The sequence below is a fragment of the Kitasatospora sp. NPDC101155 genome (genome assembly GCF_044768305.1).
Classification (GTDB): Bacteria; Actinomycetota; Actinomycetes; order Streptomycetales; family Streptomycetaceae; genus Kitasatospora.
In genome coordinates, this window is sequence record NZ_JBIWPN010000022.1 from 91,537 (window position 1) to 113,626 (window position 22,090).

18 protein-coding genes and 1 pseudogene are annotated in these 22,090 nt (G+C 71.3%); 7 read left to right on the plus strand and 12 right to left on the minus strand.

Annotation, left to right across the window (positions count from 1 at the left end; genetic code table 11):
- Nucleotides 1–119: 119 nt before the first annotated feature.
- The 3 genes from ACIRYZ_RS28385 to ACIRYZ_RS28395 form a co-directional block, all read right to left on the minus strand.
- The gene (locus tag ACIRYZ_RS28385; RefSeq protein ID WP_402949374.1) at nt 120–881 is read right to left on the minus strand and encodes a YcnI family protein; all 762 of its coding nucleotides are present in this window, start codon (nt 879–881) and stop codon (nt 120–122) included.
- Between the two features lie 110 nt (nt 882–991).
- Entirely contained in the window at nt 992–1,828 is an 837-nt protein-coding gene (locus ACIRYZ_RS28390) for a hypothetical protein (protein ID WP_402949376.1), read from the minus strand.
- Between the two features lie 220 nt (nt 1,829–2,048).
- Nucleotides 2,049–2,411, minus strand: a complete 363-nt coding sequence (locus tag ACIRYZ_RS28395) for a UbiD family decarboxylase (protein ID WP_402949378.1) — start codon at nt 2,409–2,411, stop codon at nt 2,049–2,051.
- Nucleotides 2,412–2,574: 163 nt separating this feature from the next.
- Here ACIRYZ_RS28395 and ACIRYZ_RS28400 point away from each other — a divergent pair, with 163 nt between their 5' ends.
- Together ACIRYZ_RS28400 and ACIRYZ_RS28405 are read left to right on the plus strand one after the other, a co-directional pair.
- On the plus strand, nt 2,575–5,361 hold the full coding sequence (locus tag ACIRYZ_RS28400) for a SpoIIE family protein phosphatase (protein WP_402949380.1): 2,787 nt from the start codon (nt 2,575–2,577) through the stop codon (nt 5,359–5,361).
- On the plus strand, nt 5,358–6,497 hold the full coding sequence (locus ACIRYZ_RS28405) for an ABC transporter substrate-binding protein (RefSeq protein WP_402949381.1): 1,140 nt from the start codon (nt 5,358–5,360) through the stop codon (nt 6,495–6,497). The genes ACIRYZ_RS28400 and ACIRYZ_RS28405 overlap by 4 nt, the downstream gene beginning before the upstream one ends.
- 28 nt (nt 6,498–6,525) lie before the next feature.
- Here ACIRYZ_RS28405 and ACIRYZ_RS28410 read toward each other — a convergent pair whose 3' ends face one another.
- From ACIRYZ_RS28410 to ACIRYZ_RS28445, 8 genes are all read right to left on the minus strand, one after another.
- On the minus strand, nt 6,526–7,071 hold the full coding sequence (locus ACIRYZ_RS28410; protein WP_402949383.1) for a DUF2087 domain-containing protein: 546 nt from the start codon (nt 7,069–7,071) through the stop codon (nt 6,526–6,528).
- Nucleotides 7,068–7,397: a DUF6204 family protein gene (locus tag ACIRYZ_RS28415; protein WP_402949385.1), complete on the minus strand. Its 330-nt coding sequence runs from the start codon at nt 7,395–7,397 to the stop codon at nt 7,068–7,070. Before ACIRYZ_RS28415 ends, ACIRYZ_RS28410 begins: the two co-directional genes overlap by 4 nt.
- 103 nt (nt 7,398–7,500) lie before the next feature.
- Nucleotides 7,501–9,192: an MFS transporter gene (locus ACIRYZ_RS28420; protein WP_402949387.1), complete on the minus strand. Its 1,692-nt coding sequence runs from the start codon at nt 9,190–9,192 to the stop codon at nt 7,501–7,503.
- A complete protein-coding gene (locus ACIRYZ_RS28425; protein WP_402949389.1) occupies nt 9,189–9,920 on the minus strand; it encodes a TetR/AcrR family transcriptional regulator in 732 nt (243 codons plus the stop codon). Before ACIRYZ_RS28425 ends, ACIRYZ_RS28420 begins: the two co-directional genes overlap by 4 nt.
- Before the next feature lie 247 nt (nt 9,921–10,167).
- The gene (locus tag ACIRYZ_RS28430) at nt 10,168–12,546 is read right to left on the minus strand and encodes a ricin-type beta-trefoil lectin domain protein (protein WP_402949391.1); all 2,379 of its coding nucleotides are present in this window, start codon (nt 12,544–12,546) and stop codon (nt 10,168–10,170) included.
- Between the two features lie 335 nt (nt 12,547–12,881).
- The gene (locus tag ACIRYZ_RS28435; protein WP_387625362.1) at nt 12,882–13,730 is read right to left on the minus strand and encodes a carbohydrate ABC transporter permease; all 849 of its coding nucleotides are present in this window, start codon (nt 13,728–13,730) and stop codon (nt 12,882–12,884) included.
- Nucleotides 13,730–14,707: a carbohydrate ABC transporter permease gene (locus tag ACIRYZ_RS28440; RefSeq protein WP_402949393.1), complete on the minus strand. Its 978-nt coding sequence runs from the start codon at nt 14,705–14,707 to the stop codon at nt 13,730–13,732. The genes ACIRYZ_RS28435 and ACIRYZ_RS28440 overlap by 1 nt, the downstream gene beginning before the upstream one ends.
- A gap of 29 nt (nt 14,708–14,736) precedes the next feature.
- Nucleotides 14,737–15,996, minus strand: coding sequence for an ABC transporter substrate-binding protein (locus tag ACIRYZ_RS28445; protein WP_402949396.1), 1,260 nt, complete (start codon nt 15,994–15,996; stop codon nt 14,737–14,739).
- 269 nt (nt 15,997–16,265) lie between these two features.
- Between ACIRYZ_RS28445 and ACIRYZ_RS28450 the strand changes: the two genes are divergently transcribed.
- Nucleotides 16,266–17,411: a ricin-type beta-trefoil lectin domain protein gene (locus ACIRYZ_RS28450; protein WP_402949399.1), complete on the plus strand. Its 1,146-nt coding sequence runs from the start codon at nt 16,266–16,268 to the stop codon at nt 17,409–17,411.
- 78 nt (nt 17,412–17,489) lie between these two features.
- Here ACIRYZ_RS28450 and ACIRYZ_RS28455 read toward each other — a convergent pair.
- A pseudogene (locus ACIRYZ_RS28455) lies at nt 17,490–18,275 on the minus strand (DeoR/GlpR family DNA-binding transcription regulator).
- A gap of 217 nt (nt 18,276–18,492) precedes the next feature.
- Here ACIRYZ_RS28455 and ACIRYZ_RS28460 point away from each other — a divergent pair.
- The 4 genes from ACIRYZ_RS28460 to ACIRYZ_RS28475 are packed head-to-tail and all read left to right on the plus strand — an operon-like array spanning nt 18,493 to nt 22,053.
- Nucleotides 18,493–19,365, plus strand: a complete 873-nt coding sequence (locus ACIRYZ_RS28460) for an SIS domain-containing protein (RefSeq protein ID WP_402949401.1) — start codon at nt 18,493–18,495, stop codon at nt 19,363–19,365.
- Nucleotides 19,362–20,273: an ROK family protein gene (locus tag ACIRYZ_RS28465; RefSeq protein ID WP_402949403.1), complete on the plus strand. Its 912-nt coding sequence runs from the start codon at nt 19,362–19,364 to the stop codon at nt 20,271–20,273. Before ACIRYZ_RS28460 ends, ACIRYZ_RS28465 begins: the two co-directional genes overlap by 4 nt.
- On the plus strand, nt 20,270–21,220 hold the full coding sequence (locus tag ACIRYZ_RS28470) for a 1-phosphofructokinase family hexose kinase (RefSeq protein WP_402949406.1): 951 nt from the start codon (nt 20,270–20,272) through the stop codon (nt 21,218–21,220). Before ACIRYZ_RS28465 ends, ACIRYZ_RS28470 begins: the two co-directional genes overlap by 4 nt.
- Nucleotides 21,211–22,053: a ketose-bisphosphate aldolase gene (locus ACIRYZ_RS28475; RefSeq protein WP_402949409.1), complete on the plus strand. Its 843-nt coding sequence runs from the start codon at nt 21,211–21,213 to the stop codon at nt 22,051–22,053. Before ACIRYZ_RS28470 ends, ACIRYZ_RS28475 begins: the two co-directional genes overlap by 10 nt.
- Nucleotides 22,054–22,090: the final 37 nt, after the last annotated feature.

Sequence of the window (22,090 nt, forward strand, 5' to 3'; positions counted from 1 at the left end):
CGCCGCCCGGGGCCCGCGGGGGCCTGTTTGGCCCGGGCGTGTTCTATTCCGCCCCCCGGCGGGGGGGGGGGGGGGGGGGGGGGGGGGGGGGCCGGGGCGCCCCCCCCCGCCCCGGGCCCTTACGCCGAGGTGTCCGTGCCGGTGCCGCGGCTGCGGCGGCCGAGCACGACGCCCGTCACCGCGCCGAGGACGCCGACCACGATGCCCGCGATGCCCAGTGCGCGGGCGGTGGAGTCGCTGCCGCTTGCCTTTGCGGCCGCGGTGCTCGTCGTGGTCGCCGGCGCTGGGTCGGCCTTGGCGCTCGCCGCGGCGCCGGGGGCGGGGGCGTCGGAGTCGCCGGCGGTGGCGGCGGTCAGCTTGAGGACCGGCGCCGGGTTCTTCGGCTCGGGCTGGCCGTCCTGGGGCTCCTCGATCCAGCGCACCACGGTGCCGTCGCTGTAGGTCTGCAGGGCCTTGAAGACGACCTTGTCCGTGCCGTCGGGCAGCGCGCCGAGGTCGACGGTGAAGTCCTGGAAGTGGCCGGGGGTGATCTGGCCGCCGGTCCACACGACCTGGGAGACGGCGTCGGTGATGTCGCCGTCGTCGGTGTGGATCGGGGTGGTGAGCTTGGTGGTCTGGATCGCGTCGGTCCAGCCCGGCACCGGCGCGACCTTGACGGACGGGATCGGGTGGTCGGTGGGGAAGTCGATCTCGACCTTCACCGTGCTGTTCTTGTCGTCCTCGTTGGGCACGCGGAACGCGAAGGTCTGGTCGGTCGCGTTCTTGGGCACGCTGTTCGGCTGCACGATGACGTGCGCGGACGCCGGGACGGCCGCGCCGAGTACGGTCGCGGCGCCCAGGGCGCAGGCGGCGGCGAGACGCTTCTTCAGGGACAGGCTCATGGCTGTGTGGTCTCCGGGTCGGAGGTACGCGTGCGCCCGTGGAGACGGAGCACGCGTATGGGATCAGGGGGAGGGCGGACGGCCGTGACCGGACGGCTCTCCCGCTCCGGTCAGACGGCCGGTACCAGCGGCGGACCGCGCCTGATCACCACATGCCGCAACAGCGTCCGCCGCGGCTGCCACCACCGGCCCTCGGCGGGCACGAAGCGCACGGCAGCGGCCCGCGACCGTCCGCGCGTCCCGCCGCGCAGCACCGCGAACAGGGCCAGCGCCCCGCGCAGCGACGCCGCGCGGGAGTGAACCGTCGCGGTGACGGTCTCGGCGGTCAGCCGGACCAGCCGCCACACGGCCACCTCGCCCCGCCACAGCCACCATCCCGCGGCGACGGTCGCCGCCAGGTGCGCGACGAGCATCGCGGGACTCAGCCCCAGGAGCGCCGCATGGCTCCAGAAGGTCACGTGTGTCGCCGCGACGACGGCGTGCGGAGCCGCACTGCTGCCCGCCGCGGCATGGGCGGCCGACGGACCGGAGCGACCGCTGCCCGCCGACAGAGCCCTGGACATGCCGGCCATGCCGGACATGCCGTGCATCCCGGGCATCGCGGCCATGGCGGCGGACGGGTTGGCCGGCCCGGCAGCCGTCGGAGGGCGCCGACCACACTGCGCGGCGTGGAAGAGGACGTGCAGTCCTCCCTGCCCCACGGCCAGGCCACCGACGATCGCCCGCAACGAGCGCTCCCGCCGCGCGGCGAGCACGGCGACGGCGCCGACGAGCACCCATCCGAGCAGCAGCGCACCCGGCGCTGCCGCGCTGCCGGACGCCAGCCCGTGCCCGAAGGCGGCCAGCGCGACGCAGACCGTCGCGAAGGGCAGCGCCCGCAGTACGCGAAGGTCGAGCGCGGCGGCACGCGCCGCCGTGGGCACGGGCTCGGTGCTCGGGGCAGACATGGCCGGGACATCATGACACCGGCGTCCACCGTCCCGGTCGGGCTCCCCCGGATCGTTCCCAACCCGACACTTGCGGCCACCGAAGCGGCACAAGGGGTGAGCGGCGCGGACTCTACGGTCAGGCGACGCTGGCGTCGAACGCCAGGTCGGCGTGGTCGTTCCGGCCGTGGAGAGGACCCGTCGCGATAGTGCGGCGATAGGGGGGCGTTGGTGCGGCTGCCTAACGTCGTCCTCGCACTGGAGGAGGATGGTGCTGGGGTGGCGGGATCAGGCAGGCCAGGCGGTTGTGGTCGACCAGCATCATGCGGTTGATCGACCAGTTGGTCCACGACCCGTCCGGCGTCTTCGCGATGTTCATCCCGAAGGACTGGATGTAGCGGCCGCCGTCGCCGTCGTGGATCAGCGGGGTGGGGAACTTCAGCAGGTCGATCGCGTCGCCCGTCATGACGTTCTGTTTGCAGGGCGCGGCGGCCCGCTCCACCACCACCGGCGGGATCGGCTCGCGCTGGCGCGCGTCGGCCAGTGCGGTGACGATCTCGGCACCCTTGGCGTCCGCCGGGAGGCCGAGGGCCAGTGCGCTCACCTGCACCGACCCGCCCGCTCACCCGGGCCGACCCGCCGCTGATCCGTTCGGAACGCGGACCGGCGGTCGAGCCCGGTCCGGTTGGCGTTGACAATGGGATTTGTCCCCATTGTTCCGGAGCAAGGCTGGGACCGGTTTGGTCGACCTGCGGAGAAGTCCTGATGTGCCCGAGCGGCTTTCCCGCCCGAGGCGCAGCGGGCAAGGACGCCAAGAACACGGCCGGCCGCGTGCGGGAGGGCCGAGGCGGCTGTTCAAGGGCCTGCTGAGCCTGCGCAGCCTCACCGGCCCGGTGTTCCTCCTGCAACTGGTGGTGGTGCTGCTGATCGTCGTCGCCACGCTGGTGGCTCTCGTGGTCGGGGCTCGGCGCGACGCCACGGCGGACGCCGAGAACCGGACGCTCGCCGCGGCGCAGGCGTTCGCGCACTCGCCGGGGATCCTGACGGCACTGAGCAGCCCCGATCCGACCGCAGCCCTGCAGCCGGACGCCGAGGCGGCCCGGAAGGCCGCTGGCGTGGACGCCATCATCGTCTACGGGTTGGACGGGATCACGCTCACCCACAGCGACCCGAACCAGATCGGGAAGCACGTCATCGGCCCCTACGCGCAGGCGGCGACCGGCAAGTCCTTCACCATGACCTTCCACGGATCACTGGGCCTGTCCGTGATCTCGGCGGTACCCGTCAAGGCCGCCGACGGCTCCGTCGTCGCCATCGTCTCCGCCCCGGTCACGGTCGGGAAGGTGCGGCACAAGGTGAACCAGCAGCTGCCGGTCCTGTTCGGCGGTGCCACGGTGGCTCTCGCCATCGGCGCGTGCGGGGCGAGCCTGGTGAGCCGCCGGCTGCAGCGGCAGACCCGTGGCCTGGGCCCGGCCGAGATGACCAGGATGTACGAGCACCACGACGCCGTGCTGCACGCCGTCCGGGAGGGCGTGCTGATCCTCGGCGAGGACGGCCGCCTGCTGCTGGCCAACGACGAGGCCTGCCGGTTGCTCGGCCTGCCCCCCGACTGCCAAGGCCGTACGATCACCGGGCTGGGTCTGGGCCACCCGGTCGCCGAGCTGCTGGCCTCGGGGCGAGTGGTCACCGACGCCGTGGTCGGCTCCGGGGACCGCCTACTCTCGGTGAACACCCGGGCCACCGACCGCAACGGGGGACCACCCGGGCGGGTCGCGACCCTGCGCGACTCCACCGAGCTGCGCGCCCTGTCCGACAAGGCCGAGGCGGCCAACGAGCGCCTCAAGGTGCTGTACGAAGCCAGCAGGACGATCGGCACCACACTCGACGTGGTGCGCTCCGCACAGGAACTCGCCGAGGCGGCCGTCCCGGGCTTCGCCGACTACGTCACCGTCGACCTCGCGGAGCCCGTCCTGCACGGCGACGAACCCACCGGCACCCGGATCCTCCACCTGCGGCGCGCCGGGCTGAGCGGCGTCCACCGGGACACGCCGTTCCATCCCATCGGTGCGACCGTTCCGATCGTTCCCACCGCCCTGCTCGGCCGCAGCCTGCAGCACGGCCAGTCCGTACTCGAAGCGGATCTGACCAGCTCCGCCGTCTGGCACGACGACGTCCCGGACCGGGCCCGGCGCACGGCCGAGGCCGGCATCCACTCGCTGCTGAGCGTGCCGCTGCTCGCCCGGGGCCAGGTCCTCGGCGTGGCCGTCTTCTGGCGCGCGGCCTCACCGAAGCCCTTCGACGAGGACGACCTCTCGCTGGCCGAGGAGTTGGTCGCCCGGGCCGCGGTCTGCATCGACAACGCCCGCCGCTACACCCGCGAGCACCGGATGGCCGTCACCCTCCAGCACAGCCTGCTGCCCGGCGGACTGCCCCGGCAGAGCGCCCTGGACGTCGCCTACCGCTACCTGCCCGCCGAGGCCGGCGTGGGCGGCGACTGGTTCGACGTGATCCCGCTGCCCGGCGCCCGGGTCGCCCTGGTGGTGGGCGACGTGGTCGGCCACGGCCTGCACGCCGCCGCCACCATGGGCCAGCTGCGCACCGCCGTGCACAACTTCTCCTCCCTCGACCTGCCCCCGGACGAACTGCTCGGCCACCTGGACGACCTGGTCAACCAGATCGACCAGGACCGGGCGGCCAAGGACGACGACGCCATCACCGGCGCGACCTGCCTGTACGCCGTCTACGACCCGGTCACCCTGCGCTGCACCATGGCCCGGGCCGGGCACCTGCTGCCGGCCCTGGTCCACCCGGACGGCGTGGTGGAGTTCCCCGAGTTGCCCGCCGGGCCGCCGCTCGGCCTGGTCGGCCTGCCGTTCGAGAGCGCCGAACTCCAGCTGCGGGAGGGCACCCGGCTGGTCCTCTACACCGACGGGCTGGTCGAGGACCGCTCCCGGGACATCGACGTCGGCCTCGAACTGCTGCGCTCCACCCTCGGCCAGGGCGACCGCAGCCCCGACGACACCTGCGAGGCGGTGCTGAACGCCCTGCTGCCGGCCAACCCGACCGACGACATCGCCCTGCTGGTCGCCCGGACCAGGGCGCTGCCCGCCGACCGGGTCGCCGTCTGGGACGTCCCGGCCGACCCGGCCGCCGTCGCCCGGGTCCGGGCCGGCGTCGTGGAACGGCTCACCGAGTGGGGGCTGGAGGAGGTGGCCTTCGCCACCGAACTGATCGTCAGCGAGCTGGTCACCAACGCCATCCGGTACGGCATCGCTCCGATCCGGTTCCGGCTGATCCGTGACCGCGCACTCATCTGCGAGGTCTCCGACGGCAGCAGCACCTCCCCGCACCTGCGGTACGCGGCCAGCACCGACGAGGGCGGGCGCGGGCTGTTCCTGGTCGCCCAGCTCTCCGAGCGCTGGGGCACCCGCTACACCCCCAACGGCAAAGTCATCTGGGCCGAACAGCACCTCCACGAGGGCGCCACCCCGGCAGTGGAAGGTCCCGGCGAGATCCCGCTCATGACCACCGAAGGACGTCTGGAGTCATCGTGACCGCATCTCGTGCCCGAGCGGCGACCGTCTCCGGCTGCCTGGTCCTCCTGGCCGTGGGCCTGGGCGCGTGCGGCCACACACCGCCCGCCGCACCCAAGAACCCGTCGGTGGCCACCTCCGCGCAGGACGTGGGCGGCATGGACGCACTGACCGCCGCGGCGAAGAAGGAGGGCATGCTCAGAGCGATCGCGCTCCCCCGTGACTGGGCCGACTACGGCGGCCTGATCGACGGCTTCGAGAAGAAGTACGGGATCACGATCACGGTCGACAATCCTCTGGGCCACAGCCAGGACGAGGTCGACGCCATCAAGAACGGGACACGGCAGAGCGCCCCCGACGTCATCGACGTGGGGGACACGTTCGCCCGGGCAGCAGGCCGGCAGAACCTGCTCGCGCCGTACAGGGTCGCCCAGTTCAGTTCGATCCCGGGCAATCAGAAGGACCCGCAGGCCCGTTGGTCCAACAACTACGGGGGCTACATCTCCATCGGCTGCGACGCGAACCGCGTCGAGGTCTGCCCCCAGACCTTCGCCGATCTGCTGAAACCCGCCTACCGGGGCAAGGTCGCGCTTGAGGGCGACCCCACCCGCTCCGGGACCGGATTCGCCAGCGTGTACGCGGCGGCCCTGGCGAACGGCGGATCGTTCGACGACATCCAGCCCGGCCTCGACTTCTTCGCCAAGCTCAAGCAGGCGGGCAACCTCGACCCGGTCGATGCCACCTCGGCCACGGTCGCGAGCGGCCAGACGCCCATCAGCATCAACTGGGACTTCGTCAACCTCAACTACACCGACCAGCTCCGCGGCAAAGGCGTCAAGTGGCAGGTCTCGATCCCCTTCGACGGCAGCTTCTCCCAGTACTACGCGCAGGCGATCAACAAGAACGCCCCACACCCGGCGGCCGCCCGCCTGTGGCAGGAGTACCTCTTCAGCCCCGAGGGCCAGAACCTCCGGCTCAAGGGCTACGCCCGCCCGGTGCTGCTCGACGCCATGGCGAAGGACGGCACCCTTGACGAGGCCGCCGCCGCAAGGTTGCCGACGGTCGAGGGAACGCCCGAGTTCCCGACGGACGCGCAGACCGAGAAGGCTCAGCGGACGGTCGCCGTGGGCTGGGCGAAGGCCGTCGGGAAGGGCTGACGCCAGGGGCGTGTCCAGTCGATGGTCCTCAACCACCGCTGCCCGCCGGGGCGGCGAGCCGGTAGCGGTTGGACTCCCGGGCCAGGAGCCCGTCGTCGACGAGGGCGCGCCGCAGCGAGACGGCGTCCAGCACGCCGCCCTCGCACCACGGCTGCAGGCGGTCGGTCACCGTCCGCTCGTCGTAGTCGTCGCCGGCGGCGAAGGTGCTCTCGGCGACGTGTCCGAGCACCGCGAGCCGGGCGTCGTCCTGCTCCGGCACGTTGACCAGGACGCCGCCGCGGATGTGGCCGCGCAGCTGCGGGTCGGGCTGGTCGGCCGCCATTTCCTCCGCCACCCGCCGGGTGGCGGTCTCCGCGGCCGCGGCGAGGGCGTCGTCGTCCAGGGCCAGCGAGCCGCGCCCCTGGACGAGCAGTCCGCTGCGGACGAGCTGGCCGATGGCCTTGGCGGCCTGCGGTGCGGCGAGCCCCGAGAGGGAGAGGATCTCCGAGGAGGTCGACGCGCCGAGGGCGAGCGCCGAGAAAACCCGGCGCAGTGCCGGATCGGCCAGATCGATGGCGAGTTGTTCGGGTGTCATGAGAGAGAACGCATCCTTTCCGAAGCGTCTCTGATCAGCTGAGCGAACCTGTGTGAACCGTAAGGCGTGGCACGGGTTCTGCCCGCCTGGGCGGGGATCTCGGCCCGGCCCAGCACGAGGTCCTCGGTGTCGTCCGCGGTCGCCGGGATGAGGACCCGGAAGGTGAAGGTGAGCAGGGCCGGCTCGTAGGTGACGGTGCCCTCCTCGGTGAACCGGGCCTTGAACAGGTCGTGTTCGCCCGCCTGGGCGACCAGGGACGCCCGCTGTTCATCTGTGAGCTCGGCGAAATTGCCGTGGGTGATGACCTGGTAGGTCGTACCGCTCATAACTGTGGCTCTCCAGGTGTGGATTCGGCCATCGGCCCGCGATCCGCGGGCGCGCGCCGCCGAGTTGACCGAACATCAGTCGATGCCCTCCGACCGCCGAGGCTCACTTCTGCTCCGGCCGATGCGTCCGGTGCGGCAGGAGGAACAGCAGGCCGGTGACGAGCACCAGTCCGCCGGCCGCCCAGTACAGCGCCTCGCTGTAGGTGGCGATGAAGGTCTTGGAGCGGATCTCTCCCAGGACGGCGCCGATCGCCTTGACGTCGGAGCCGGAGTCCTGGCTGGTGCCCGGGGCGCTCGCGAGCAGCGTGGTGCAGCTCTCGGGCACCTCGGTCAGGTCGGGCTGGCCGAGCGAGTCGGTCGCGCAGGTCCGGATCGCTCCGGCTTGGGCCGGAGCCACCGTCTGGACGGTCGGGATGACCTTGTCGGCCTGCGGGCCCGCGTTGCTCGCCAGGGCGGAGAAGAAGACACCGCCGATGATCGCCACGCCGAGGGCTGCGCCGAGCTGCCCGGTCGCGTTGATGATGCCGGACGCCGCGCCCGCCTCCTGCAGCTTGACCTCGCGCAGGATCAGACCGGTCAACGGGGCCATCAGCAGACCCATGCCGGAGCCGAGCAGGAGCATGGACGGGACAGCGTGCCAGGAGGTGATGTCGCTCCCGGCGTGGTTCGCGACCCAGGCGTAGGAGGCGACGCCGAGCATCATCATCAGCGCGCCCGCCACCAGGGTGTACCGCCCGTACCGGGGGAAGAGCGTGCGCACTGCGATCGTGCCGACGATCGGGACCCCGAGCGAGAACGGGATCGCGGTCAGACCGGTGTGCAGCGCGGACCAGCCCAGGCCGCCCTGGAGGTACAGCGTCCAGCTGAGGAAGAAGCCCGCCGGGACGGCGCCGAAGAGCATCTGCGCCGCGACGCCGGCGCCGAACGCGCGGACCTGGAACAGCGAGAGGATCACCAGCGGGGATCCGTCCTTGCGGGTCTTGTACCGCTCGTAGAGGACGAAGCCCACGATGACGGGCACGGCGCCGACCAGGCAGGTGATGCTCCAGGCGGGCCAGCCGAGTTGACGGCCGAGCATGAGCGGCAGCATCAGCAGGAGCAGCCCGACGATCGCGAGCAGCATGCCGATCAGGTCCAGCCGCATCGCGTGCGGGGACTTCGACTCCTTCATCCACTTCGCGGCCCCGACCAGGGCGGCCACGCCGACCGGCAGGTTGACCACGAAGATGCCTCGCCAGCCGAGGTCGAGCGGGCTCCAGTCGACCAGGGCGCCGCCGAGGATGGGGGCGGCGACGATGGCCAGGCCGATCATGCCCGCGTACAGACTGACGACGCGGCCGATCTCCCGCGGGGCGAACGTGACGTGGATGATCGCCAGGACCTGCGGGACCATGATCGCGGCGGCCACACCCTGGAGGATGCGGGAGGCGACCAGCATCTCGGAGTTCTGCGCGGCCGCGCACAGGGCGGAGGCCGCGACGAACCCGGCGACACCGGTCATGAACATCCGCTTGCGGCCGAAGATGTCGCCGAGCCTGCCACCGGTGATCAGGATGGCCGCGAAGGCCAGGGTGTAGCCGGCGGTCACCGCCTGGATGACGACGGCCGGCGCACCGAGGTCGCCCTGGATGGTCGGGATCGCCACGGTGACGATGTTGACGTCCAGCAGGTCCATGAAGGTGGCGACCAGCAGAACAACCAGCGCGAGCCACCGCTTCGGGTCCGGCGCGGGGGCGTCGGAGGCGACAAGCGGTTCGGCGGTCGGCTGCTCCGCCTGCCCTGCCTTGCTGTTCATGGGTTCTTCTCCGGCTTCTCGGTCGATGGCGTCCGGCCCTCGGTGGTCGGACGCCCGGGAGACGGGCGGGAGGCTTCCCCGGCGGGCGCGGGGTTCCGGGCGAGCGCGCTCCACGAGCGCATCAGCAGCTCGACGGCGTCCGCGACGGCGTCGATGCCGCTGTCCTCGGGAGAGAGCACGCGCTGGATGGACAGGCCGTCGCCCAGCGAGTGCAGGACGAGGGCCAGGAACTCGACCGGGGCCGGGGGAGCCACCGAGCGGGCGGCGAAGCCCTGTTCCAGCGCCTGGGCGAGCGAGGCCCGCGAACGCCGCTCGCGGTCGGCGAGCACCGGCAGCAGTTCCGGGTCGCGCAGGCCGTAGAGCCAGAGCTCGGTGCGCAGGGCGAGCCAGCTGCGGAGGGTCTCGTCGCGCCGGCGGTACCAGGACCGCATGTGCTCCATCAGGTTGTCGAACGACCCGGCGTCGCGGCTGAGCTCCTGCACCTCCTCGAGCTCGCGCTGGGTGCGCTGTTCCAGCAGGGCCAGGACGAGCTCGTGCTTGCCCTCGAAGTTGCCGTAGAACGCGCCGCGGGTGTAGCCGGCACGTTCGACGATCTGCTCGACCGAGGTGCCGCCGACACCGTGCTCGGCGAAGAGTTCGGCCGCGGACTGCAACAGCTGCTCGCGGGTGAGTTCCCGGCTCTGCTGCCGGGTGAGCCGCCTGGTGATGGTGACCGCCTCCTGATGCATTGTCAGATACGAGACTGTATCCCAATGCGAGTCTGTATCTGAAATGGTTTTCCGCACGACGAGGGGCTGCCGGGGGGCAGCTCGCGCTTCTACCGCGATTCGCGGGTGAGGGGCGTGGAAAGGAGCGGCCGTAGGGCCTGTGCGGGTGGACCGCACAGGCCCTACGGCCGCTCCGCCGGCGGGGGTGTGCCGGAGTGAGCGCGCGCCGGCCGGGCCGGCACGCCGGGTCGCGGCGGATCCGGTGGTGCTACGGCAGCTTCCATTGCTGGTTGGTGCCGCTGTTGCAGTCCCAGATCTCCAGCCGGGTGCCGTTGGTGAGAGCGGCGGCCGGGTCGTCGAGGCAGCGGCCGGACTGGGTGCCCTTCAGGGTGCCGTCGGGCTGGGGCGTCCACTGCTGGTTGGTGCCGCCGTTGCAGTCCCAGAGCTCGACCGGGGTGCCGTTGGCCGTGCCCCGGCCGGTGACGTCGAGGCACTTGCCGTTGTGGGTGAGGGTGCCGTTGGACCAGGTCCAGGTCTGCGAGGCGCCGCCGTTGCAGTCCCAGAGCTGCACTGCGGTGCCGCTGACGCTGGAATTGGCGTCGTCGTCGACGCACTTGCCGGGCAGGGCGGAGGTGACCGGTCCGGTGTGGGTGGACGGCGTGCCGGGGGTGAGGGCGAAGTTGTCGAACTGGTCGGTCTGGTAGCCGGTCACGCCGAGGCCGGCCTGGCCGTTGGTGAAGCTGGCGTCGGTGGCGCTGCCCACGGCGTGGCCGTCGATGCTGGCGGTGAGCGTGGTGTCCTGCATCGACAGTGAGACGGTGTGCCAGCTGCCGGTGCCCGGCGCGGTGATGGTGCCGCTGGCGAGGGTGGTGAAGTTCCAGCTGGTGTCGCTCTTGTCGATGGACCAGGCGCCGGTGTCGCTGACCCGCAGGTGGTAGGCGTTGAGGCCGTTGTCGTTGCGGCCCTGCTGGTTGACCCGGCCGAGCAGTTCGACGCTGCTGGACTGCTCGAAAAGGGTGTCGGCGGTGACGGTGTAGTTGGACCAGCTGCCGTCGCCCATCATCGTGTACGGGGCGTTGTAGGGCTCGTCGGTCCAGCGGATCGGCGTGGTCGGGGCCATCTGGCGCAGGCAGGTGCCCGTGCGTCCGCCGCCGCAGGGGACGGCCTGGAAGGCGCCGTTCATGTCGGTGAAGTACTTCGGGGAGGTGGTGGTGGCCGGGGTCTCGAAGTCGTCCTTGTAGGGCAGCTTGAGCGGGCCGGCGGCCGGCGCGGCGGCGGTGCCCTTGCCCTGGCCGGTGGTGGTGGTCACCGTGTAGACGTGGCCGGGCTGGAGGGTGAGGGCGTAGGTGCCGTGGGCCGGGGTGAGGTCCTGGGTGTGGACGAACCAGCCGGCCGGGTCGGTGGAGTTGAGGTCGGTGTCCCAGACGTGGACCCGGCCGGTGGACAGGCCGCCGGTGACGGTGAAGCTCGCGGTCTGGGCGGCGGTGGCGTCCATGGTCTCGATGACGGTGCTGTAGTCGTCGCCGTTCGGCGACTTCAGCGTGACGTAGCTGCCGTTGGCGCGCGCGCCGCCGAGGTAGCCGCCGGCGGAGTCGATGTAGCGCCAGCCCGGCTTGGCGAACTGGGCGGTGTGCGCGGTCACCCAGGTGGTCTTGCCGATGGTGTAGTTGCCGGACCAGGGCTGGTTGGCGATCGACATGCCGTCGGTGGAGAAGTACAGGTTGGGGTAGAGCGCGGCGATGACCGGCCAGTTGATGAAGGAGGTCATCTTGCCGTCGAGGTAGTCGCGGTTGATCGCGCGCGCCACCGACGCCGCGCCCGCGTTGGCGTCCTCGGAGCCGTTCTCGCTCGCCCACAGCGGCTTGCCCAGGGACTGGGCGTTCGCGGTGCTGGGGCAGGAGTTGAAGGCGCCGAGGTAGCCGCACGGGTAGTGGACGCCGACGATGTCGACCGCGTTCTTGAACGCCGGGTCGGTGGCCATGGCGTCGGCCACGTCCCAGCCGTCGTCGGCGGCGACGACCTTGGTGCGGTAGCCCTTCGACACCAGGGTGCTCTTGAGGTTCTCGTACCACGTTTTGTCGAAGCCGCGCTCGTTCCACCCGCCGAGGTAGTCGACGGTCAGGTGGTGCTGGGCGGCGCAACCCATCCAGTCCACCAGGTAGTTGATGGTGTCCTGGGACCAGAAGTTGCCGGAGCCGTGGTCGATCCAGCCGGGGGCGCCCCAGGACAGGCCGTAGAACTTGATGTCGGGGTTGCGGGCCTTGGCCTGCTCCGCCAGCCACCACTCGTAGCCCTGGTTGCAGTCGACGGTGCCGGCGGTGTGCTCGATGCTGGGCTCGGCGCCGTCGGTGGAGTTGGTGTCGCCGCCGATCTCCAGCTTCAGCACCTGCAGTGAGGCGCCGTAGCCGGGCTTGAACAGGTAGTCGAGCAGCTGGCTGCGCTGCGGCTCCGGATAGTCGACCAGCAGGCGGGAGTTGCCGCCGCCGCCCGAGATGGCGCCGACGCCGTCGAAGGCGAGGCCCGGCTTGGTGCCGTCGAGGGTGATGGCCGTGGTGGGTGTGGCCGTCGTGGCGGTGGGGGCGGCCTGGGCGACCGGTGACGTGGCGAGTCCGCCGAGCGCGCCCAGCAGCGCCAGGGCTGCGCTCAAGGCGGTGCGGCATGTTGACGACAGGCGTCTGCGACCCATGGGGGGACTCCAGGGGGAGGATGGGGGTTCCTGTTTGGCGTTGCTCAATATGGAGACGAAATGAGCACTAGTCAACAAGTTCTAACAGAAACGCACGTCCGGCGGTTCGTCGACATCGCCCTGTCTCCCACGTCGCGCCTGATCCGGGATCGCGCGCTGCTCGGAACGTCGACGGGCGGGACTGCCATGGGGAGGCAGTCCCGCCCGTTCGGCGGTGAGGATGTGTCACCGGACACCCGGGGCGCGGCGCGGGCCCCCGAGTGTCCGGCGGCAGCCGCTGCGGCTGCCGGGCAGGGCTACTTGACGGAGCCGGCGGTGAGTCCGGACACGACGTGGCGTTCGATCACCGCGAAGAGCACGACGACCGGCACGATGGCCACCAGCGAGGCGGCGAACACGTAGTTCCACTGCACGCTGTAGGCGCCGATCATGTTGTTGATGCCGACGGTGAGCGGTTGCCGGTCGGGCGAGTTGGTCAGGGTCAGGCCCATGATGAACTCGTTCCAGGCCGAGATGAAGGTGAAGATCACGGCGGTGACCACGCCCGGCAGGGCGAGCGGCAGGGTGACGCGGAACAGCGCGCCGATCCGGCTGTTGCCGTCGATCATCGCGGCTTCCTCCAGCTCCATCGGGATGGAGCCGATGTAGGCGCTGAGGATCCAGATCGCGAAGGCCAGGTTGAACGCGGCGTTCGCGAGCACCAGGACGATGGGGGTGTCCAGCAGGTCGAGCGCGTAGAACTCGCGGTAGAGGCCGACCTGGAGGGCGGTGGGCTGGAACATCTGGGTGACCAGCACGAGCAGCAGGAACGCCTTGCGGCCACGGAAGCGGACCCGGGCGGTGTAGTACGCGGCGGGCAGGGCGACCAGCAGCACCAGGAGTGTCGAGCCGCCGGCCACCAGCAGGGTGATCTGGAGGTTCTGGCCGAGCGTGGTGTCGGTCCAGACCTTGGTGAACGAGGACCAGTCGAAGTGCGTCGGCAGGTACGAGTTGTCGCGCAGCTGGTCGGCCGGACGTCCGCCGGTGATCAGCATCTCGACGTACGGCAGCAGGAAGAGCGCGGCGAGCGCCCAGGCCAGCGTGGTGAACAGGACGGTGCGGGCGCGCGGGCGGCGGGCCGTCGGCGGCAACTGAAGGGTGGTCATCAGCTTTCCTCCCCGTTCCAGCGGCTGACCTTGAGGAAGACGATCACCATGAGGATCACGACAGCGAAGTTGACCACGGACATGGCGGCGGACTCGGCGACGTCGTATCCGCGCAGCATGTACATGAACACGGTGGTGGTGGCGGTGTCGGCGTTCGGGCCGCCCTGGGTCATGCCCCAGATGACCGGGAACGAGTTGAAGACGTTGATCAGGTTGATCACCAGGCCGACCAGGAAGGCGGGGCGCAGCAGCGGCAGGGTGATCTTGCGGTAGGTCTGCCAGGGGGTGGCGCCGTCGACCCGGGCGGCCTCGTAGACCTCGGCGGGGACGGTCTGGAGGCCGGCGAGCAGGGTGTAGGTGGTGAACGGCAGCGAGACGAAGACGGCGACGAGGATCAACCAGGGCTTGGCGTGGGCGGCGTCGCCGAGCCATGCCTGGGGGTGGTCGATCAGGCCGAGGTCGAGCAGCAGCCGGTTGAACACGCCCGCGACCTGGTCGAGCATCCAGCGGAAGCCGATCGCGGTCATCAGCACCGAGGCGGCCCAGGGGGCGATGAGCGCCCACCGGGTGACTCGGCGGCCGGGGAAGTTCTGGTTGAACAGCTGGGCCAGGGCGAGCGAGATCAGCATGGTCAGGCCGACGACGGCGACCGTCCACACCGCGGTCCAGGTGAGGACTCCGGGCAGCCGGGGGTCACTGAAGAGCTTGTGGTACTTGACCAGTCCGGCCGGGCCGTGGTCCGTGCCGGTGGTGTCGATCTTGCGCAGCGAGGTGCTGACCATCTCGATGACGGGCCACACGACCACGCCCAGGATGAGCACGACGGCCGGGGCCAGCCAGGGCAGTGCCCCGAGCCGGGAGAAGAGGGAACGGCGCCTGGCAGGCGGGCCCGCGGGTGCGGCCGGCGGGCCCGCCTTCGGCGCGGCCGGCCGGGAGGGGGCACCCGGCCGGACGTCTTTGGTGCTGCGAGATGACACGGTGTGGATTCCTTACGCCGTCGCGCCGGTCACTCGCCGGCCTGCTGGGCGGCCTGCTGGAGTGCGTCGAGGGTCTTCTTCGGGTCGGTGGCCGCGCTGCCGATCTGGGTCTTGACCTGCGCGGAGACGGCGGGCCAGGTCGCGTCGCTGAGCGGGTAGAAGGTGGCGGTGGGCAGGATCTGCAGGAACGGCGTCAGGGCCTTCTCGTCCGGGTCGGCCTGGAGCGCGGTGAGGGCGGACTGGGTGACCGGCATCAGGCTGTACTCCTTGTCGAACTTCACCGTGTTGTCCTTGGTGTAGGCGAAGTCGAGGAAGGCCTTGATCTGGTCCTTGTGGCCGCCCTTCTTGAAGGCCATCACCCAGTCGCCGACGCCGAGGGTGGTGTTGGAGACGCCGTCCTTGCCGGGCAGCGCGGTCCAGGTGACGTCCATGTTCTTGACGTCGTTCAGCTGGGTGGGGATGCCGTTGAGCATGCCGACCTTGCCGGAGGCGAAGTCCTTTGCCAGGTCGGTGCGGTTGACGGAGGCGGGGCTCTGCTCGGTCAGACCGGCGTTCACCCAGCTCTTGAGCTGGGTGAAGGTGTCGATGTTGGCCTGCGAGTTGATGGTGTACTTGCCCTTGTCGTCCTGGTAGCCGCCGTGGTTCTCCAGCATCCAGATGAACGACTCGCCCTGGGCCTCCTCCTTGCCCAGCGGCACGCCGAGCGGGATCTCGACGCCGGCGTTCTTCAGCGCGGTGGCGGCGGCGGTGAGGTCGGCCCAGGTCTTGGGCGGGTTGGCCGGGTCGAGGCCGGCCTTCTTGAAGAGCGCGTTGTTGATCAGGAACATCCGGGCGCTGGAGACGAACGGTATGCCGTACTGGGTGCCGTCCTGTTCGCCGGCGTGCGCCAGCGAGGGGATGAAGTCGGCTGCGGTGCTGCCGGAGAGGACGTCCTGGGCGGGGTAGAGCTGGCCGTTCTTGGCGAAGTCGGCGTAGCCGCCGGTCTGCAGGATGTCCGGCTGGTTGCCGTTCTGCACCATCGTCTTGACCTGGGTGTCGAGGTCGTTCCAGTTGATGACCTGGAGGTCGACCTTGATCTTGGGGTTCTGCTGCTCGAAGGCGGAGATCACGCCCTGCCAGTACGCCTGGGTCGGGTTCTGGCCGTTCGAGCCGTAGTCGGCGGCGACGAACTTGATCGTGGTGACGCCGTCGGCGGAGGTCGAGCCGGAGTTCGACCCCTTGCTGCACCCCGACAGGGCGAGCGTTCCGGCCATGGTGGCCGCCGACAGGGCGAGCAGGCGCCGCTTCATCTCTGATACCGCCTTTGCAGCTGGGGCCGGCCCCGAGGCGACCCTGGTGGGGGATGGTGCACTTTGCACGAAGATGCGTTTTTCGGTCGATATTTCGTCAATATCGCGCATCGGTGTCACTAGAGTGTGCACCGTCGGCATCCTGGCAGGCCGGGCGCGTTACCGAAGCGTTGCAGTCGAGGCCCGGGCGGCGTGTGAGCCGGGTCCGCATCTTGACGCGAGCCGCCTGGCCGCCCGAAGCTGCTCCGCACGTGACTGAAGCTGCTTGATTGACCAGGCATCAGAGCATCTTCAGTCACCAGCAGATCCGACCGGGCGGCTACAACATCGGCGCCTACCAGAGCTTCGACTACAGCGTCGAGATGAGCCGCTACCAGGGCCCGGGCAACTGGAACGACGCCGACATGCTGATGATCGGTGACAACGGCATGACCGCCGCCGAGGAGCGCAGCCAGATGTCGCTGTTCTCCGCGCTGGCGGCACCGCTGGTGATCTCCACCGACGCCCGCAAGTTCGAGCCCGTCTACCTCGCCGCCCACCCGGCCGAGGCCCCGCACCTGAAGGCGTCGATCGGCATCCTCGGCAACTCCGAGGTCATCGCCGTCGACCAGGACCCGCTGGGTGCCGGCGGCTACCGGGTGGCCGGTGGCGGCGCGAACGCGGACGGCACGCCGGCCGCGGACGGTGGCATCGACGTCGTGGTCAAGCCGCTCGCGGACGGCAGCCGGGCGGTCGTGGTGCTCAACAAGAGTGCTTCGAACGCCAATTACACGTTGGACCTGAACGCCCTGGGCTTCAACAGCACCGGCGGCCGGTACGCCGTCCGCGACCTGTGGGCGCACCGCACCAGCACCTCGGCCGGAACCGTCGCGCTCACCGTGGGCTCCCACGACAGCGCGATGTTCAAGATCACTCCGCCCGACGGTGCCACCACCGCCACCCCGCGGGGCCAGATCACCGTCTCGCGTGACGACTGGGGCAAGGCCTCGCTCTGCCTGGACAACTACGCCTCCGGCACCGCCGCGGGCAACCCGGTCGACGTCTACCCCTGCACGGGCAACGGCAACCAGCAGTGGCAGCGCAACGCTGACGGCTCCGTCCAGCTCCTCCAGGCGGGCGCCGCCAACCTCCGTCTGACCGCACAGAGCGGCAGCACCACCGGCGTGCTCAACGGGCAACAGGGCCAGTGGGTCGGCGTCGCGGCCTGCGGCTCGGCCCCCGGCCGGCAGAGCTGGACCTACAACCGGGACGGCAACCTGAAGCTCGCCGGCACCGACTCCTGCCTGGACGTCTACGGCGGCACCACGACGGCGTCCGGCACCCCCGTCGACCTGTACCCCTGTGGCGCGGCACCGAACGCGATCCAGACCAACCAGGCCTGGGCCGCACCGTTCAACACCCCGCCAGGGGCGTGACGGACGACGTGGTTCCGGCCGTGCGGGTGGGTTCGGCGGACCCCACCCGCACGGCCGACCCCGCCGCGGACCCGGCCGTCAGACGCAGCGGACGTCCACCCCGCGGGCGGCGAAGCGCTCGACGAGCTCGTCCGGCGCCTCGGCGTCGGTGACCAGCACGGCGATCGCGTCCGTGTCGCAGACCCGCGCGAACGCGCGCCGGCCCAGCTTGGTGGAGTCGGTCACCACGATCACCCGCTCCGCCCGTTCGGCCATCGCGCGGTTGGCGTTCGCCTCGCTCTCGTCGTGGGTGGCCGCGCCGAACTGGGGGTCGACGGCGTTCACGCCGAGGATCACGTAGTCCAGTGAGATCGCCTGCAACATCATGGTCGCCAACGGACCGATCAGCTCATAGGACTGGGGTCGTGCCACGCCGCCCGTGACCACGGTCTTCACCTACGGGCGCACCGCCAGTTCGTTGGCGATGTTGATCGCGTTGGTGACGACGGTCAGTGCTGTCCGGCTGCCGTACCCGGCCAGATCGGTGCGGACGGCGAGTTCACGGGCCACCTCGGAGGTGGTGGTGCCGCCGTTGATCCCGACCACCGAGCCGGGCGGGACGAGTGCGGCGGCGGCTTTGGCGATGCGCTGCTTCTCGCCGGCTTGACGCGCGGTCTTGTAGCGGAGCGGCAGGTCGTACGCGACTCCGCTCAGTACCGCGCCACCGCGCGTGCGGGTCAGGACCTGCTGGCGGGCGAGCTCGTCCATGTCCCGTCGCACGGTGGCCGCGGAGACGTTCAGCAGCTCGGCCGCCGTCGCCACATCGATCCGGCCCCGGTCGCCCAGGATCTCGAGCAGGCGAGACCACCGCTCGTGCGGGCCCATTATCACTCCCTCAACTCGGATGTTTCGATCACGAGCCTATCGCTGCCGATCACTGGTGAGCGGCGCGCTGACGCTTCCAGTGACCAGGATTGCTCATAGATGACGTATTGAGCTATGAATAGATCAGTTTCAAGCATTCTCTTGCAGTCCTGAGCGGACGCTCGGGGCGGACCGATGCCCGAGTGCCGCCCCGAGCCCCTACCGAGGAGAGCCCTGAATGAGCCACGTCGAGCAGGAGATCGCCAGTCAGCCGGAGTGCTGGCGCCGGGCCCTGGAGCTGGAGCCTGCAGGTCTTCCGGAGAAGGGTGAGCGGGTGGCCGTGATCGGGTGCGGCACCTCGCTGTACATTGCGCAGGCGTACGCGTCGTTGCGTGAGGCGGCCGGGCTGGGGGAGACGGACGCGTTCGCGGCGTCGGAGTTCCCGGCCGCGCGTGGCTATGACCGGCTGGTCGCGATCAGCCGTTCCGGGACGACGACCGAGGTGCTCGCCGCCCTCGCTCGTGCCGGACACATTCCGAGCGTGGCGCTGACCGGTGATCTCGACACGCCGATCAGCACGGCGGCGAACACCGTGGTGGATCTGGAGTTCGCGGACGAGAAGTCGGTGGTGCAGACCCGTTTCGCCACCACGGCGCTGGCGCTGCTGCGCGGCCACTTGGGCCTGGCCCCGGCCGATCTGCCGGAGCAGGCGGCGCGGGCGCTGGCCGAGCCCCTGCCCGAAGGGGCCGTCGCGGCGGGTCAGTTCACCTTCGTCGGCACCGGCTGGACGGTCGGTCTGGCCAACGAGGCGGCGCTCAAGCTGCGTGAGGCCTCGGGTGTCTGGACGGAGTCGTACCCGGCGATGGAGTACCGGCACGGTCCGATCAGCATCGCCGCGCCGGGCCGGGTGGTGTGGTTCTTCGGTGAGCCGCCGGCCGGGCTGCTGGAGCAGGTCCAGGGCATCGGCGCCGTCACCTCCGTGACCGACCTCGACCCGCTGGCGGACCTGGTGCGCGCCCAGCGCCTGGCCGTGGAGCTGGCCAAGGCCGGCGGCCTGGACCCCGACCAGCCGCGCAACCTGACCCGCTCGATCGTGCTGGCCCAGCCGTGACCAGAGTGATCGCCCTCGATGTCGGCGGCACCTACATCAAGGGCGGCGCGGCCGGCGAGGACGGCATCCTGCACGAGAGCGACCGTTGGTTCACGGGCGCGGAGCGCGGCCCGGACGCGGTGCTGGAGACGGTGCTGGCGGCGGCCCGCGAGCTGGCCGACCGGCACGCTCCGGCGGCGGCGGGCATCGCGGTGCCCGGCATCGTCGACGAGACCGCGGGGACCTCGGTCCTCGCGGCCAACCTCGGCTGGCACGGGCTGCCGTTGCGGGACTGGCTGGCGGAGGAGTTGGGCCTGCCGGTGGCGCTGGGCCACGACGTGCGGGCCGGGGGTCTGGCCGAAGCGCGGATCGGGGCAGGCCGCGGGAGCCGGGACTTCCTGTTCGTCCCGGTCGGCACCGGCATCGCCGCAGCCGTCATGTCCGACGGACAGGCGGTGACCGGCAGCCATGTCCGGGCCGGGGAGCTCGGACACCTGGTGGTCCGCCCCGGCGGCCAGCCCTGCCCGTGCGGTGGCCGGGGCTGCCTGGAGACCGTCGCCTCCGCGGCCGCCATCGCCCGCCGCTACACCGCCGCCACCGGGGAGGACGCAGTCACCGCCAAGCACGTCGGCGAGCGTGCCGCCGCCGGGGACCAGGCCGCCGTCACGGTCTGGAACGAGGCGATCGAGGCGCTCGCCGACGCCCTGGCCGCCGCCATCACCATGCTCGACCCCGGGCGCATCGTGATCGGCGGCGGCCTCGCCCGCGCCGGCGACCCGTACTTCACGCCCCTGCGCGCGGCGGTCGCCGAACGGCTCACCTTCCAGACGATGCCGCGGATCCTCCCCGCCGAACTCGGCCACGAAGCCGGTTGCCAGGGCGCCGCCCTCCTCGCCCACGACCTGCTGCAGCGAAAGGCCGGCCGGTGATCCTGACCGTCACGCTCAACGCCGCCCTCGACGTCACCTACCGGATCGACCGGCTGCGCCCGCAAGGCAGCAACCGGGTGCGCGCGGCGGCCGAACGGGCGGGCGGCAAGGGCGTCAACGTCTCGCGCGTCCTGCACGCCCTCGGCCATCCGAGCGTCGTCACAGGACTCGTCGGCGGCCTCACCGGCCAGGCGATCCGCGCCGAACTCGCCGCCGCCGGCCTGACCGACCGCATGCTGCCGATCGCGGGCGAGTCCCGGCGGACCGTGGCCGTGGTCGAGGAGAACATCGGGGACACCACGATCCTGCTCGAACCCGGCCCGGTGGTCGAGGTCGAGGAGTGGGCGCGGTTCCTCGACCACTTCGACGAGCTGCTACCGGAGGCCACGGCGGTGGTCCTCTCCGGCAGCCTGCCACGCGGCGTCCCCGACGACGCCTACGCATGCCTGCTCGGGCTCGCGCACGCACGCGGCGTCCCGGCGGTGCTCGACGCCGACGGAACGGCCCTGCGTGCGGGGCTGCCCGTCGGACCGGCCCTGATCAAGCCGAACGCCGACGAACTCGCCGCCGCCACCGGCCTGACCGACCCGCCGACGGCCGCCCGGGCGCTGCACGCCGCCGGAGCGGGCGCGGTGGTCGCCTCGCTCGGTGCCGACGGCCTCATCGCCGTGACCCCGCAGGGAAGTTGGCGCGCCCGCTCGCCCGAACGGCTGGCCGGCAACCCCACCGGCGCCGGCGACGCGGCGGTGGCCGCGCTCACCCTCGGCCTGGTCACCGACGCCCCCTGGCCCGACCGGCTCGCCGAGGCCGTGGCGCTGTCCGCGGCCGCCGTCGCCGCACCGCTCGCCGGCGACTTCGACCTCGACGTCCACCGGGCCCTGCGGCCCCGGGTGGACGTCCAACCCTTCGCACCCTTCGCAGCTGAGGAGTTCAACCCGTGCCCCTGACCGGAACCGGCGACATCGTCACTCCCGCGGCGAATGCCGCGCGCGGCATCGGCGCGTTCAACGTCATCCAGCTCGAACACGCCCAGGCCATCGTCGCCGGCGCCGAGGCCGTCGGCGCCCCGGTGGTCCTGCAGCTGAGCGAGAACGCCGTCCGCTACCACGGGGCGCTGACCCCGATAGCCTCCGCCGTGCTCGCGACCGCCCGCACCGCCTTGGTGCCGGTCGCCGTCCACCTCGACCACGCCACCTCCACCGACCTCGTCGCCGAGGCCGTCCAACTCGGCTTCTCCTCGGTCATGTTCGACGCCTCCGTACTGCCCTTCGAGGAGAACGTCGGCGCCACCGCCGAGGTGGTCGCCCGCTGCCACGCGGCGGGCGTGTGGGTGGAGGCCGAACTCGGCGAGGTCGGCGGCAAGGACGGCGTCCACGCCCCCGGCGCCCGAACCGTACCCGCCGAGGCGGCCGCCTTCGTCGCCGCCACCGGCGTCGACGCCCTCGCCGTCGCCGTCGGCACCTCCCACGCCATGCTCACCCGCGACGCCGTCCTCGACTACGACCTGATCGCCGAACTACGCGACGCTGTCCCCGTCCCACTGGTCCTGCACGGCTCCTCCGGCGTCGCCGACGAACACCTCACCCGCGCCGTCGAAGACGGCATGACCAAGGTCAACATCGCCACCCACCTCAACCAGGTCTTCACCCACGCCGTGCGCCGCACCCTCGACGACAACCCGTCACTCGTCGACACCCGCCGCTACCTCGGCTCCGGACGAACCGCCATGGCAGCGGAGGTCACCCGCCTGCTGCGCGTCCTCAAGGCCCCGACAGCCTGAAGAAGTTGACGAGACGAGGCCCGCCCCGGTCGGAGCG